Below are 14,505 nucleotides of genomic sequence, written 5' to 3'. Positions count from 1 at the left end.
ACGCCGGGCGCCCGTCAGACGATCACCCGTGCTGCGTCCTACTCCTAATACTCCTTCTGCTCCTTCTACTCCTTGTCCACCGGCACCGTCTGCGACGGCGGTGCCGTGACCCCGTTGAGGCCCGAAGTCCCGCTCAGGGGCTGCCCGTTCGGGGTGTGCTCGGTCTGGTTCATCGAGGCGAGCAGCTGGCGGGCCAGACCGAGGCCCGTGCCGCCCATGGTGAGCGCCTTGGCGAGCATGTCCGCCATGCCGTCGGCCCCGTTGAGGACCACCATGTTGTCGACGCTGCCGAAGGCGGACGCGCCTGCCCGCACGATCTCCGGCCAGTTCTCGGCGAGTTGCTGCGCGACCACGGCCTCCTGGTTCTCGGCGAGGGCCGCGGCCCGCGCCTTGATGGCCTCCGCCTCGGCGAGACCCTGGGCCCTGGTCGCCTCGGCCGCCGCAAGACCCTTCGCCTGCGCGGCGGCTGCCTCGGCCTCACCGGTGGCCCTGGTCGCCGTGGCCGCGGCGGCACCGCGTGCCTTGGTCGCCTCGGCCTCGGCGATCGCCGCCGCCTTGACGCGATTCGCCTCGGCCGCCGCCGCCAACTCGGTCTCCTGCGCCTTGGCCTGAGCCGCCGAGATCCGCGCGTCGCGCTCGGCCTCGGCGCGGGCCCGGGTCTCGTACGCCTGGGCGTCCGCGGGCTTGCGGACGTCCGCCTGGAGCTGCTGTTCCCGGCGCAGCGCGTCGAGTTCGGCGATCCGGGTCTCCTGCACGACGACGTCCTGCCGGGCGGCCGCGTCGGCGAGCGGACCGGCCTGGCGGGCCTTCGCCGCCGCCTTGTCGCGCTCGGCCTGGTAGCCGGCCTGGAGGATCTCGCTGTCCCGGGTGGCCTCCGACATCCGTGCCGCGGCCTTCTGTTCGGCCTCGGTGGCCAGCCGGTTGGCCTCGGCCTGCGCGATCCGCGCGTCCCGCTGCACGGCCGCCGCGTGCGGCATCGCGAGGTTCTTGATGTACCCCGTGGGGTCCTCGATCTCGTGGATCTGAAGCGAGTCCACGATCAGACCCAGTTTCTCCATCTCCGTACCGCACGCGGCCCGGGTCTGCCCCGTCAGCTTCTCCCGGTCGCGGATCATGTCCTCGACCGTCAACCCGCCCACGATGGAACGGAGATGACCGGCGAACACGTTGTGGACCCGCTCCGACATCATCTTCTGCTGATCGAGGAAGCGCCGTCCCGCGTTGGCGATCGACACGAAGTCGTCGCCCACCTTGAAGATGACCACGCCCCGCACCTTGAGCGGAATGCCCTGGGTGGTCACGCAATCCACGTGCAGTTCGGTCTCGTTGAGGTCCAGCGAGATCTTGCGCACCGCCTGCACTCCGGGCATCACGAGCGTGCCGCGCCCCGTGACGATGCGGAACCCCATGCCTTCCTCAAGGCCTTCGGTGCGGTGCTTGGAGCCCGAGATGATGAGTGCCTCGTTGGGCTCGGCGACCCGCCACATCGCCTTGAACAGACCGATCAGTACGAGCACGGCGACAACCGCCGCCCCCGCTACGACGCCGATGACCATCGGCATTCGCCCCCTTGTGATGGTGCCCTTTCGGCACCGAACGAAGGGAGTGTGCTCCCGCGCGGGAGCGGGGTACAGACGCTGACGGATCCTTGTTGCAATCTTGACGCATGCGCCCCCGGGCGGCTCTCACCTGCGAGGGAGTCGGCTCAACTGTCGTATGCCTGGGTGACGTAGACCGTCCTCGGCGGCAGGTAATCCACCACCATCACCACCGTCCCCGACTCGATCCGGTCCGTGCCCGTGGCGGCGTACGCGAGGAAGTGCTCGGCGCCGCCGCGCACCCGGACGATCACCTCACCGACGAGCCCGGGCCCGATCGTCCCGGTGACCCGCCCCATCAGCCCGACCATCGACGCATCCTGCATGGTCACAGGGTACGGGTCGAACCCGCTTGTGCCGCCGGGGAATCCGCCGCGGCGGGCTCCGGCCACCGCTCGTGCCAGCGCAGCTCCGCCTCCACCTGCGCGGCGAGCGACAGCAGCAGCGGCTCACTGTTCGACGGGCCCAACAGCTGGGCGCCGACCGGGAGTCCGTCGGCCACGAACCCGGCGGGGATGCTGACGCCGGGCCAGCCGAGGACGTTCCACGGCCAGGCGTAGGGGCACGCGGTGACCATCGCACGGTCGGTGGCGAGGCCGCTCAGGTCGTGCAGCGCGCCGACGAGGGGCGGGGGAGCGGCGGTTGTCGGGGCGAGGACCACGTCGTACATCCCGAAGAACGCGCCGATCCGGTCGTGCAGGACGGCCTCCGCGCGCCGGGCCGCCCGCAGGGGTGCCCCGCCGAGCAGCCGGCCGAGGCGGGCGGCCTCCAGGGTGCGGCGGTCGAGGAGTGCGGGGTGCGGTGCCTCGCGGACCCGCTCGGCGATACCGGCGGTGGCGCGGGGGAGGAAGCCCAGCCCGATCCGGCCGTACGGCGGATCGTCCTCCACCACCGTGTGGCCCAACCGGACCAGCGTGTCGGCGAGTTCGAGGACGCGGGCGCGTACGTCCGGTCGCAGCCGGGCGGGCAGTGCGGTGAACGGCGGCTTCAGGGAGAGGGCGATGCGCAGCCGGCCGGGGTCGCGGCCCACCGCCTCCGCCAGGGTGAGCGCGGGCGGGCGGTACGGGTCCCCGGCGTGGTTGCCGCTCGCCGCGTCCAGGAGCAGGGCCGCGTCGGCGACCGTGCGGGTGAGGGTGCCGTTGACCGTGATGCCGTGGAAGGACTCGCCGCGCGGCCAGGTCGAGATGCGGCCGCGCTGCGGCTTGACGCCGACAAGGTGGGTCCAGGAGGCGGGGATGCGCACCGAACCGGCGCCGTCCGAGCCGAGCGCCGCCGGGACCAGCCCCGCGGCCACCGCGGCCGCCGAGCCGCCGGACGAACCCCCGGGCGTGTAATGGGAGTTCCAGGGATTGCGGGTCGCGCCGAACGCGGGTCCCTCGGTGAACGGCCACTGCCCGAACTCGCAGGTGTTGGTCTTTCCGACGACGACCGCCCCGGCCGCCCGCAGCCGCCGTACCGCCTCACCGTCCTCGGCCGCCGGCGGGAACTCGCCCCGGCAGCCGAACGCGGTCGGTTCGCCGGCCACGTCCATGTCGTCCTTGACGGCGACCGGTACGCCGAGGAGCGGTTTCCGTACTCCCGCGGCGAGTTGCTCGTCCGCCGCGTCGGCCTCGGCGAGGGCCGCCTCCCTCCGTACGATCCGAAAGGCGTTGAGGGAGCCCTGAGTCGACTCGATCCGCGCCAGGGCCTGTTCGGTCAGGGCGCGTGCGGTCACCTCGCCGGCGGCCAGGGCGCGGGCGGACTCGGCCAGGCCTGCGGAGCGGTCGGGCGTCATGGCGGGCACCTCCGGGAGCGCGTGGGGTCTACCGAACGGTAACGTCCGGCGGCCCGGCGTGCCGCGAATGCGGCAACTTCCCTTGGCGCACGGGTGGTTCGACCTGTGGGGCAGCTGTCCCACAGAGATCACCAGGCACTGCGCAAACCATTGACGTGCCCCTGCCCCACCCCTACCTTCTGATCGAATTCACGAACCGCGTTCGAGATGACGAACGTCCGAGTCTCCGGGAGAGCCGCCCGTGACCACACGTCCCCCCACGCCGTCCCGCCGCACCCTGCTGCGCGCGCTGGCCGTCCTGCCCGCCTCGGCGCTCGTCCTGGGCGAGGCCCCCGGACTGCTCGGCACCGCCCTGGCCGCCGCACCGGCGAGCGGCTACGCCACCCGCTACACCATCGTCCCGTTCCTCAACAGCGACGACGGCACCGTCAACGTCTACCAGTCCGACGACGCCACCGACTTCCGCCTCGTCCAGGCCTCCGCGTACACCCCGCCGAGCAACCGCATCCGCGACGCGTCCGTGTTCCGGCACACCGACGGCTACTACTACCTGACTTACACCACCCACACCTGGGAGGACGTCAGCACCACCATCGGCTTCGCGCGCAGCGCCGACCTGGTCGGCTGGACGTTCCTCTACGACTACACGGTCCCGATCGCCAACCTGTCGCGCGCGTGGGCGCCGGAGTGGTTCGTCGACGCCGACGGCAGTGTCAACGTCATCGTGTCCTGCTCCACCGCCGACGACGAGTGGATCTTCACCCCGTACCGGCTGAAGGCGACCAACTCCGCTTTGACGGCGTGGAGTTCACCGGTCGTCCTCGCGGGCATCGGCTCCAACCACATCGACACGTACATCGTGCGCATCGGCTCGACCTACCACGCCTTCACCAAGAACGAGACGGCGAAATACATCGAGTACGGCACCGCCCCCAGCCTCACCGGCCCCTACGCGCTCACGAGGACCGGCGACTGGGCCGGCTGGGGCAGCTACCGCGAGGGCCCCTCGGTGGTGCAGCTCGACAACGGCGGCTGGCGGATCTTCTTCGACGGCTACGGCGACGGGAACTACTACTTCAGCGACAGCCACGACACCTTCGCCACCTGGTCCGCGCCGACCGCGCTGACCACCCTCTCCGGCACGGCACGCCACTTCACGGTCATCAAGGAGACGGTGTCCGGCGGCCCGAGCCTCGCGACCGGCACCGCCCGCTCCTTCCAATCCGCCAACTACCCGACCCGCTACTGGCAGGAGCAGTCCGCGCTGCTCAACCTGCCGGTCGTGACCGGCTCCAGCACCACCGCCCTGAAGCAGGCCTCCACGTTCACCGTCGTCGCCGGCCTCGCCGACGCGACCGGCTTCTCCTTCCGGGACACGGCGGGCAACTACCTGCGCCACTACGGCTTCCGGGGCCGCTTCGACGCCGACGACGGTACGGCGACCTTCGCGCAGGACGCCACGTTCTACGCCCGGACGGGCGCGACCTCAGGCGCGCTGCGCTTCGAGTCGTACAACTACCCCGGCCGCTACCTGCGCCACTACGACTACCAGCTGCGGGTGGACCCGACGGACGGCACGGACCTGTTCCGGACGGACAGTTCGTTCGTGCCCGTGACGGCGTGGGCCTGAGACACGACACGACTGCGCTGGTGAACTCGCCCTCTCTAGGCGGCGGTTGAGGCGGCGTGGCGGCGGGTCTCCGCGAGGTGGACGTCGACGTACCGGGCCAGGATCACGCCGCTCTGCGGGTTGTCGGCCGCGTGGCTGATACGGCGGAGCAGGGTGACCGCGTCCAGGGCCACGTTCTCGCGGGCCAGCACGAAGACGAGGGCGAGGAAGGCGGCGCGGGCGTTTCCGTCGTCGAAGGGATGGAAGAAGCACACGTCGAGAAAGACACGGGCGGCGCGGGCGGTGAGCGGGAGGGGGCGGTCGGCGTTCAGCGTGCTCTCGGCCAGGCAGGCGTCGAGGCGTTCACGCGTGTCGGGGCCGATGCCGTAGCGCTCCCTGCCCTTCTTGGCGAAGGCAGGGAGGGTGCGGAACGACGGTGGTCCGGGTGTGCCCAGGACATGCTGCTGCCAGCCGCGCAGCAGCTCGAAGTCGAGGGCGGCGCCGCGTGCCGCGTCGGCCCGGACCAGCTCCAGGGCGGTGAGCAGGCCCTCGCCGCGCTCGGTGGAGACGGTGCGGTCGAAGGCGCGTATGTACTCCGCCGCGCCGTCCCGCGCCGGAGTCACCGGCCCGTAGCCGCCGCCGTCCGGCGCGTCCTCCCACGGCGTGGTCGCGCGGACCGCGAGCCAGCTCCGCAGGTGGTCCGGCGCGGGGCCGGGGGCGGGTGCTCGTACCGCGTCGTCCGGTCGCAGGGACAGGGCGAGGCGTTCCGCGATGTCGTCGACCAGGACCCGGCCTGGGCCGGTCCAGCTCTTGAACCGGCCGTCGATCGCCTCGTCGACCAACTCCTGTGCCACATCGGGGTCCACGTGCCAGCGACTGAGGAACCAGGTGAGGACCTGACGGCAGTGTCCGTACCAGCCGCTGCCGGAACCGGTGCGGTCGCAGGCCTGGAGAATGAGGTTGCGGGCGGCGCACTCCCACAGGATGCGCTGGTCCGCCACGTCGGCCAGGTCCAGCGGATACGCCTCGAACAGCTCCGCGAGCCGTTCCAGCCAGTCGCGCCACTCGCACAGGCCGTCGGCGACCCGGTCGAGGGTCTCCTCCGGGGTGGTGAGCGAGTGCAGCGCACAGCACCAGCTGCCGACCGGCCCGCCGTCGTAGTCCCCCTCGTCGTGCGCCCAGCACCAGCCCGTGGCCCAGACGCCGTAGTGCTCGGCGAGGGCGTACGACATGGCGTCGGTCCAGGGCCTGGCCAGGTCCCAACTCCATCTGTGCAGAGAGGGGTTGCCGAAGGGGACGTCGGGGCGGGCCGGCATCCGGTGTGCCGGGCCGAGTGAACGCACCGTCTCCGCGGCCGACTCGGGGTCGAAGGGATGACGCGCGGGGTCGACCTCGTCCCAGTCCAGACAGCCCGGGTTCAGTTCGTTCTGCACCGCGCAAGCCTGCCCATCCGTCAGGCGCGCGGACAACTGAATTACGGCGAGGTCAACTCGGCGTCGCCGACGGCTCGTCGGGGAGCATGGCGTGGGCCGACGCGCGCAGCGTCGGCTCGTGGCGGAGCCGGGCGAAGGTGATGGCCAGGGCGACGGCCTGGACGGCGGCGCAGCACAGGACGACCGTGTCCAGACGGGTCGGCGGGGTGACGGCGACGAGGATGCCGGCCACCGGGAAGGGCAGCAGCAGGAGCAGCATGGTCAGGGAGAGCGTGGTGCCGAACGCCGAGGCCGGGATGACCAGCGAACGCAGGGTCCGCAGCACGACGGTGAGGCCGCCGTCGCCCGCCATGAACAGCGCGATGAGCACCATGTAGGCGGCGTAGGACGGGGCTTGGGGCAGCGCGAGGCAGGCCGCCGAGGCGAAGGTCGCGCAGACCACGCCCACGCCCCACAGGTCGACGCGGCTCAGGGCGAGCCGGCAGCAGGTGATCGCGAGCAGGGTGGTGGCGGCGGCGACCGACCAGAGGGTGCCCACGTCCGCCGAGGAGCGGCCGAAGTTCTCGACCACGATGACGGGGCTGGCCGACTGGAGCAGGCCGAGCGCGAGGTTGGAGCAGGCGAGGCCCGCCACCAGCCAGCGCAGGGCGGGCAGCCGGCGCAGCATGCGCAGCCCGGTCCGCAGACTGCCCGGCGTGCGTTCGCCGACCGGCCGGCCGGCGCGCAGCGGGGTGGGCGGGGTCTGGAGTCCCAGCACGGCCGCCAGCAGGGACAGCCCGGCCAGACAGCCGAGCATCCAGCCGGGCCCGACCAGCAGCAGGAAGCCCGCGAGCAGGGGACCGACCAGCATGGCGGTCTGGTCGATGCCGATCAGCACCGACTGCACCCCGTGCGGCCGGTGCTCCGCCCGCCGGGTGACGATCGCGCCCACGGCCTCGTTCGCGACGAAGCTGAACTGCGTGAGGGTGCCGGTGACCGCGGCCAGCACCAGCACGCACGCCGTCTCCTCGGTGCCGGGCGGCAGCATCACCAGCGCCACGGCCGCCCCCGCCAGCACCACGGCCCGCAGCAGCGAGGCGAGGAAACACACGATGGCGGCGCCGCGCCGGTCCACCACGTTGCCGGCCAGCACGAACGCGGCGATCCGAGGCGTCCACTCGAGCGCGAACGCCAAGCCCGTCAGCGACGACGAGCGGGTGATCGTCAGGACCAGCAACGGCATGGCGTACGTCGCCATGGAGAACGCCAGGGCGTCACTGGTGCGGGGTGCGTAGATCCGTCGAAACAGGCTGCCGGACGGAGCGGCCGCATGGCGGCCGGCCGGCGGCCGGTCCTCGTGCAGAGTGATGGCCACGGAGTGGGGGGCTTTCAGTGAGGCATATCACGGAGGGGGAACGGGGGTAACGGCCCGGGGCGAAAAGAATTCACGGGAGGCGGGAGAGGAGAGCGGAAAACGCGTCAGCGCAAAGGGAGTTGAGGCGTGAAATATAGCGCAGACAAATGAGGCACGGCATATCCCGTGTCCACATCTCCGCACGGGGAGCGCCACAACTCCCCACGCCATGACGGCAGAAGGCGAAAGAAAGCCACTTTGTCGCACATGGGCACACGGAGCGGAGAGAGGCATTCACGGCATGTCCCCTCACATCCTCCGTGCGCCCGATATCGGCCGAGGTGAGAACGACCCGGCTGCGCGCGGCACGCCCGTGACCAGGGTCTCGGCCCGCCCCGCCGACCGGCCGTCCCGGTTCCGTTCAGCGGAACCGGACGCGACAGGCGCGGGCCGGGGGATCACGGTGGTCGTGACCGGGTGCCGAATTCACCGGTGGGTCCGACACGGCGGGAACGGATGAATGAAGGGACGGCCGGGCCGCGCCCCGGCGACGTTCGATATTCCGTACTGGGGCCATTGGCCGTCGCGGGTCCCGCGGGTGAGGCGCCGCCGCTCGGCCCGCTCAAACAACGCATGCTGCTCGCCGTCCTGTTGTGCCGCCCCAACACCCTCGTCTCCGCCGACGTCCTGGTGGACACCCTGTGGGAGGACGGCCCGCCCCGGACGGCCCGGAAGGAACGTCCAGGTCTACGTCTGGGCGCTACGACGGTTCCTGGACGGCGTCGGCGCGGGAGGGCGGCTGGTGCGGGGAGACGGCGGCTATCTGCTGACGGGCGGCACTTGGAGCGGCCCAGGTGATGGCCGTGGACGAACGGCAGTGACCGTTCGGCCGCGGTGCGGGCCTGGCATACCGGCGGTTTGGAACGTATTTCCTCACGCAGGACCGGTGATCGGACCAGTTGCTGAGGCCGCCGATGTGACAGCGGGCGGGGCCCTGTCGACGTACAACAGGGCCCCGCCCGTGGGTACTTCGTGCCTCAGCGCTACGGCGTCGGATCGGCTGCCGCCGTTGCGACCGGCGTCGGCGTGCCGGACCCCGCGGTGTTCCCACCGGCCACCGGAGTCGACGTGGAAGCGGCGTCCTGCCGCGGGCGGCGCAGCAGCAGCACGCACACCAGGGCCGCGAGGAGCGTCAGTGATCCGGCGACCACCAGGCACAGCCGCATGCCGTCCAGGAAGGACTCGCTCAGCGCGCCCAGGGCCCGGCCGGTGTCCGCGCCGAGGTTCATGTGGGCGATGGCGCCGAGACCGCTCGAGTCGGCGGTGGAGACGATGCCGCGCTGGGTCGCGCCGGTCACCCCGGCGTCGGTGAGATGGCCGGGCAGCGTGTCGAGCGCCTTGGTGGAGAGCATGGCGCCGAGGACGGCCGGGCCGAGCGCGCCGCCGACCTGGCGGAACGCGTTGTTGCCGGCCGCGGCCATGCCCGCCTGCTGATGCGGCACGGAGGCCACGGCGGTCGCGGTCATCGGCGTCAGGACCGTGCCGATGCCCAGGCCCAGCAGCGCCAGCCGCCAGGCGATCGACCCGAATCCGGTGCCGCCGTCCACGCCGGTCAGCGCGAACAGCGCGCCGGAGATCACCAGCAGACCTCCGGTGATCAGGACGCGCGGGGCGACCCGGTGCATGAGCCGGCCGACCGGCTGGCCGACCACGATCGCCGCCGCGGTGACCATGAGCAGCCGCCAGGCCGCCTGGAGCGTGTCGAGCTGCTGCACCAGGCCGAAGTACAGGCTGAGCAGGAAGAAGAAGCCGATCAGCGCCAGGAAGGTGATCATCGCGACCAGGGTGGTGGCGGTGAACGCAGGGCTGCGGAACAGCGTCAGATCCAGCATCGGGCTGTCGCTGCGCCGCTCGGCGAGCACGAACGCGACCCCGCCGACGACGGCGGTGAACAGGGCCACCATGACCTTGACGTCCGTGAACGAACCGGCGCCGCCCTCGATCACGCCGTAGACGAGCGCGGTGATCGCGAGGGTCGCGGTGAGCTGGCCGGGCCAATCGAGCTTGCGGCCGTACGGGGCACGGGAGTCGGGGAGCAGACGGGCGGCGACGCCCAGCGCGATCAGCGGGACCGGCACGGAGACGAGATAGATCCAGCGCCAGGAGGTGTGGTCGAGGATGACGCCGGCGATCAGCGGGCCGATCGCGAGCGCGGCCATGAGGGCGGTAGCCCACAGGCCGATGAACTTGCCGCGCTCCCGGTGGTCGGGCACCGCGTGACTGATCAGCGCCAGCGTGGTCGGCAGCAGGGTCGCCGCGCCGAGACCGGCGAAGGCCTGGCCGATCCACAGCACGTGCACCGACTGCGCGGACAGTGCCACGGCGGCACCGATCGCGGAGAACAGCAGGCCCGCCTGGAACACCTTCTTGCGTCCGTGCACATCGCCGAAGACTCCGGCGGTGAGGATGAACGCGGCCATGGGCAGGACGAACGCGTCCTGGACCCAGGACAGTTGGGCGGTCGACGCGCTCAGCGCCGACTGGATGGCGGGCAGGCTCACGGCGACCGTGGTCACCGGCAAGTAGGCGACGAAGACGCCGAGGCAGGCCATCACGAGGGTGGCCGCCCGTCGATCGGGCCGCCCGCTCGCCGGGGTCGTGACGTTCACGGGGAACTCTCCTTCTGGAAACGCGGTGCCCTCGAACTCGAACAGGCACGCGCCCCAGGATCGGCTCCGCCATGCACAATCACCAACGCGGGACCGAGAAGCGTCCCAGAACCTCCATGCGGCGACAAGGTGCTGTCAGACTTCCCTCATGACGGACGAAGTCGACGGGAAAATCCTCCGCACGCTGCAATGCGCGCCACGCGCCTCGTTCCGGGTGATCGGCGAGGTCGCCGGGGTCTCCGAGCAGACCGCCGCCCGCCGCTTCCACGCCCTGCGCCGGTCCGGGGTCATGCGGGTGGTCGGCCTGATCGACCCCTCCGTCCACGGCGAGGCCCGCTGGGTCGCCCGCATCCGCTGCCGCCCCGACCGGGTCGGCCCGCTCGCCGACGCGCTCGCCCGCCGACCCGACATCGCCTACGCGGGCCTCGCGTCCGGCGGTTCGGAGATCATCTGCGTGATCAGCGCACCGGTCCATGTGCCGCGCGACGACGTCCTGCTGCGCCAACTCCCCAAGTCCGCCTCGGTCCTCGACGTCAGCATCGACCTGCTGATCCATCCGTTCGGCACGTCCGGAGTGAGCGACTGGACGGGATACGGCGGTCATCTGACGCCCCGTCAGGTCAGTCAACTCGTAGGCGACCGCACCGACATGCCGACAGGCCCGCCCGTGCGCCTCACCGACGAGGACACCCCGCTGCTCGACGCGCTCGCGGACGACGGCCGCGCCACGCACACGCAGCTCGCCGACGTCACCGGCTGGTCCACGGCCCGCGTCGCCCGCCGACTGGACGCCCTGGAGAGTTCGGGAGCGCTCGCCTACGACGTCGAACTGCTCTCCGCGCGCCTGGGGTTCGCGCTCAACGCCACCCTCTGGCTGCGCGTCGCCCCGGCCCGCCTGGAACGCGTCGGCGAGGAACTCGCGGCCCACGACGAGGTCGCCTTCGCCGCCGCGATCAGCGGTGACTCCAACATCATGGTCGTCGTCATCTGCCGCGACACGGAACACCTGTACCGCTACCTGACCACCAAGGTCGCCGCCGTGCCGGGGATCGACGGCTACGGCGTGAGCATCCACGTGCACCGCCTGAAGCAGGCCACCTCGCTCATCTCGCGGGGGCGACTGGTGCCGCTGGCGTTCGCGTAGCGGGGCGCAGCGCACCGAGCCGGACCACCCGCGATGACGGATGGTCCGGCCGTCCAACCGCTGTACGGTGCCTGCGAGTTCAGGTGCCTGTCAGCGCTTGGTGTAGATGAAGCCGACCTTGTCGAGCTCGTCGCCGGAGCGGCCGTGGAAGCCTGCGATCCCCCAGCCGGACGGGGCGGTGCGGGTCACGCAGTCCGAGGTGGTGGTGCCACCGGCCAGGGTGTTGCCCAGGTTGGTGGTGAACTTGGCGTAGAAGATCCGCGTGGTGTTGCTGTACTTGCCCTCGCAGAGGTACGCCGACGTCACGTACTCGCCGCTGCCCAGGTTCAGCGAGGACGCGGTGCCGCCCGTGCCGCCGTGGGTGAGCGTGGTGCCGCCCGCGAGGGTGATGCCGACCTGGTCGACGCGGGAGCCGGAGCGCAGCGAGATCTGGGTGGCGCGGGCGGCGGCCGGGACGCTGTCGATGTCCTGGTAGTAGTCGCCGTGCGGGCCGCCGAACTGGTCGCTGAGCTGGAAGTCCGCGTTCTGCGACCAGGTGAAGCCGACCGTGATCGGGTCGTGGTCGGAGAGCATCTTCCCGTCCGAGGTCAGGAACTTGGCGTGCTCGTTGTTGTACGAGGTCGCGTTGAGTGTGACCAGTTTGCTGCTGCGGTAGAGGACCTTGTCCACGACCTCGCAGGTGTTGGGCACGGTGGCGCCGGTCTGGTCGCACACCAGCGCGTCGCTGCCCTTGGCGGGTGCGACGCCGCCGCGGATCAGCTTGACCCAGGCGTCGGTGAGGCCGTTGTTCGCGGCGAACTCGGCGATGGTGTCGGCGGAGCGGGTGTAGCGGGTGTTGGTGTCGCCCATCACCACGACGGCGTTGCCCGCGGAGTGGGTGCTGATGAACGAGGTCAGCTGGCTGAGGTTGTCCGCGCGGGAGGCCTCGTCGCCGTCGTTCGTACCCGCGTTGGTGTGCAGGTTGTAGAAGTCGACGTACACACCCTCCGACAGCCGCTCGCGCATGAAGCTGAAGCCCTTGGGGGTCAGGCAGTCGCCCGAGTCGATCTGGCAGGAGTTCCAGTGGACGCGCTCGAAGTCGTCGCCGTCCCAGGCATAGTCGGAGACGGTGTTGAGCCCGCTGCCGATGCCGGCCCCGCCGCTGGTCGCGGTGCGGTAGGGGTGGGTGTCGGTGGAGTACAGGTAGGCGTGGTAGTTGAAGTCTTCCTGCACGTTCACGATGTCGTACGGAGCGATGCGCGTGCCAATCGCGGTGGTGCTCGTGTCGCGCGGCGTCGAGGCGCTGGACAACGACTCCGGGAGCCCGGCGACGTTGTAGGTGAGCACGTTGAAGCTGCCCGACGTGGCGGCGGCGGCCGGCGTCGCGGCGGCCACCGTGAGCCCGCCCAGGGCCGCGGCAGCGGCCGCCAGACAGGCGAGAAGTCTGCGCATGGGGAAGTGCCTCCTGCGGAGTGACAGAGGGGGAGGTTGATGCGGCGAGCATGTCAAAATGTAGCGACAAGCGCTTGCTATGACTCCCCCTCGGTCCTACCGAATCAGGAATTCCGGGTGGCGCGGAGATGGCCAAGTCCCGCCGTGTGCCCGGTTGTTGGGGATGCGGGTGGATACGGCCCACAGGCGGGTGACACCGGGCGCTAGGGGCGCGCCAAGTGCCGCATCGTGAGCGCCAGTTGGAGCCGCAGTCGGCCCTGAGGTGTGCGTACCGGCCAGCCGAGCAAGGACTCCGCGTGGGTCAGGCGGTCCTGGAGTGTGGAGTGGTGGACGTTGATCCCGGTGGCCGCCGCACGGAGGCTGGACGTGGTGGCGACGGCGTTCAGAGTGGCCAGCAACCAGGGGGCGTTGGCCGCCGCGGCTTCCAGGTCCTGGACGTCCGACGGCGGTTCGGCCCCCGGTGCCACCAGTTCGGCGAGGAGGGCGATGCCGCCGAGTTCGTCGGCGTGCACGATGCGCTGGCCGGGGTCCTGCGCGGTGCCGTCGGAGGTGAAGCGCAGGGCGGTACGGGCGGCGGACCAGGAGTGGGGCAGGTCCAGGACGGGGACGGCGGGGCCGATGCCCAGGCGGCCCGCGGGCAACTCGGCGTCCGTGTGCGGGGGTTGGGTGCCGGAGCCGACGGAGAGCGCTTGCGGATCGGCGTCCGGAACGAGCCGTGGCCCGGACGTACCCGTCGGCTCCCGGGGCGCGGCGACCACCCGGGGCGGTCCGTCGAGCGGGGCGACGACCCTCGCCCTGGTCGCCGGGTCGGCGGGGTCGAGGCCGAGCCGGCGGGCCGCGTGCAGCCGGGCCGCCTCGGGAGCGGTGGCGTCGAGCAGGGTCTCGGTCAACTCCGGGTCGTCGGCCGGAACCCGGCCCCGGGTGCGGTCCAGCACCACGCGCATGGCACCGGCGGCCCGCTCAAGGATCATCGCGTCGACGACACTGGGTGCCGACCCCGCCGTACGCTCCAGCCAGAGCGCGGAAGCCCCGCCCGGCGTCAGCGTGGCGGACGGCCAGGCGGGATCCGGGGGTTCCGCGCTGTCCCGGCGCGTACCGTCCGCCTCGACCCGTACCCGGACCCGCCGCCCGGCGTCCACCAGCCGCGCGGCACACCCGGCGAGCACCGCCGCCCCGCGCACCAGCGCCTCAAGACCGGCCCGCGACTCGGCGAGCCGATCGAAGTACCCGATGACCCGCACGGCGGCACCGGCGTCCGGATCCAGCGCGGTCAGGCGCCCGGCCAGCTCTTTCATAGGTCCATGGTGCGCCATGGAAGGGGCGGAGAGGAGGGACGGGCCAGGGGTAACGCGAACGAATCGGCCCGCGCGAGCGACGAGCTTCCACGGCGTGCGGCCGGCGCGGGGCGCGGGGGTGCGATCACAGCCGTAGGCCTTACGGCGGGCACGCCGCCGCGGGCCGATCTCCCTGGCGCCTCGTCCCGCAGGCCGCCGCCCCCACTCGGGCACCGCACG

At 71.7% G+C, this 14,505-nt stretch carries 10 protein-coding genes; 2 read left to right on the top strand and 8 right to left on the bottom strand.

The genetic code is table 11. The features are described 5' to 3' along the window. Window positions 1-65: 65 nt before the first annotated feature. From ACIRB1_RS01700 to ACIRB1_RS01690, 3 genes are all read right to left on the bottom strand, one after another. Window positions 66-1,562 carry a flotillin family protein gene (locus tag ACIRB1_RS01700; RefSeq protein WP_403464181.1) on the bottom strand — a complete coding sequence of 499 codons (1,497 nt, stop codon included), beginning with the start codon at window positions 1,560-1,562 and terminating at the stop codon, window positions 66-68. Window positions 1,563-1,705: 143 nt separating this feature from the next. After that, window positions 1,706-1,924, bottom strand: coding sequence for a hypothetical protein (locus ACIRB1_RS01695; RefSeq protein ID WP_352181315.1), 219 nt, complete (start codon window positions 1,922-1,924; stop codon window positions 1,706-1,708). Between the two features lie 2 nt (window positions 1,925-1,926). Then, the gene (locus ACIRB1_RS01690; protein ID WP_403464179.1) at window positions 1,927-3,372 is read right to left on the bottom strand and encodes an amidase; all 1,446 of its coding nucleotides are present in this window, start codon (window positions 3,370-3,372) and stop codon (window positions 1,927-1,929) included. 241 nt (window positions 3,373-3,613) lie between these two features. Here ACIRB1_RS01690 and ACIRB1_RS01685 point away from each other — a divergent pair, with 241 nt between their 5' ends. Further along, the gene (locus ACIRB1_RS01685) at window positions 3,614-5,002 is read left to right on the top strand and encodes a glycoside hydrolase family 43 protein (protein ID WP_403464178.1); all 1,389 of its coding nucleotides are present in this window, start codon (window positions 3,614-3,616) and stop codon (window positions 5,000-5,002) included. 35 nt (window positions 5,003-5,037) lie between these two features. Here ACIRB1_RS01685 and ACIRB1_RS01680 read toward each other — a convergent pair whose 3' ends face one another. From ACIRB1_RS01680 to ACIRB1_RS01670, 3 genes are all read right to left on the bottom strand, one after another. Continuing rightward, the gene (locus ACIRB1_RS01680; RefSeq protein WP_403464177.1) at window positions 5,038-6,414 is read right to left on the bottom strand and encodes a Fic family protein; all 1,377 of its coding nucleotides are present in this window, start codon (window positions 6,412-6,414) and stop codon (window positions 5,038-5,040) included. Between the two features lie 52 nt (window positions 6,415-6,466). After that, complete coding sequence (locus tag ACIRB1_RS01675; protein ID WP_403464176.1) at window positions 6,467-7,768, bottom strand: MFS transporter; 1,302 nt, start codon at window positions 7,766-7,768, stop codon at window positions 6,467-6,469. Window positions 7,769-8,790: 1,022 nt separating this feature from the next. After that, entirely contained in the window at window positions 8,791-10,416 is a 1,626-nt protein-coding gene (locus ACIRB1_RS01670) for an MFS transporter (RefSeq protein ID WP_403464175.1), read from the bottom strand. A gap of 148 nt (window positions 10,417-10,564) precedes the next feature. Between ACIRB1_RS01670 and ACIRB1_RS01665 the strand changes: the two genes are divergently transcribed. Continuing rightward, window positions 10,565-11,560 (top strand): Lrp/AsnC family transcriptional regulator, encoded by a 996-nt coding sequence (locus ACIRB1_RS01665; RefSeq protein ID WP_403464174.1) that lies wholly within the window; start codon window positions 10,565-10,567, stop codon window positions 11,558-11,560. A gap of 90 nt (window positions 11,561-11,650) precedes the next feature. Here ACIRB1_RS01665 and ACIRB1_RS01660 read toward each other — a convergent pair whose 3' ends face one another. Continuing rightward, entirely contained in the window at window positions 11,651-12,991 is a 1,341-nt protein-coding gene (locus tag ACIRB1_RS01660) for a jacalin-like lectin (protein ID WP_403464173.1), read from the bottom strand. A 203-nt stretch (window positions 12,992-13,194) separates the two neighbouring features. Then, window positions 13,195-14,286: a helix-turn-helix domain-containing protein gene (locus ACIRB1_RS01655; protein ID WP_403464172.1), complete on the bottom strand. Its 1,092-nt coding sequence runs from the start codon at window positions 14,284-14,286 to the stop codon at window positions 13,195-13,197. Window positions 14,287-14,505: the final 219 nt, after the last annotated feature.

The sequence above is a fragment of the Streptomyces sp. NPDC096013 genome (genome assembly GCF_044763565.1).
In the GTDB taxonomy this organism is placed as follows: domain Bacteria; phylum Actinomycetota; class Actinomycetes; order Streptomycetales; family Streptomycetaceae; genus Streptomyces.
The sequence above is the reverse complement of the archived record's forward strand: the minus strand, read 5'-3'. Positions and strand labels throughout refer to the sequence as shown.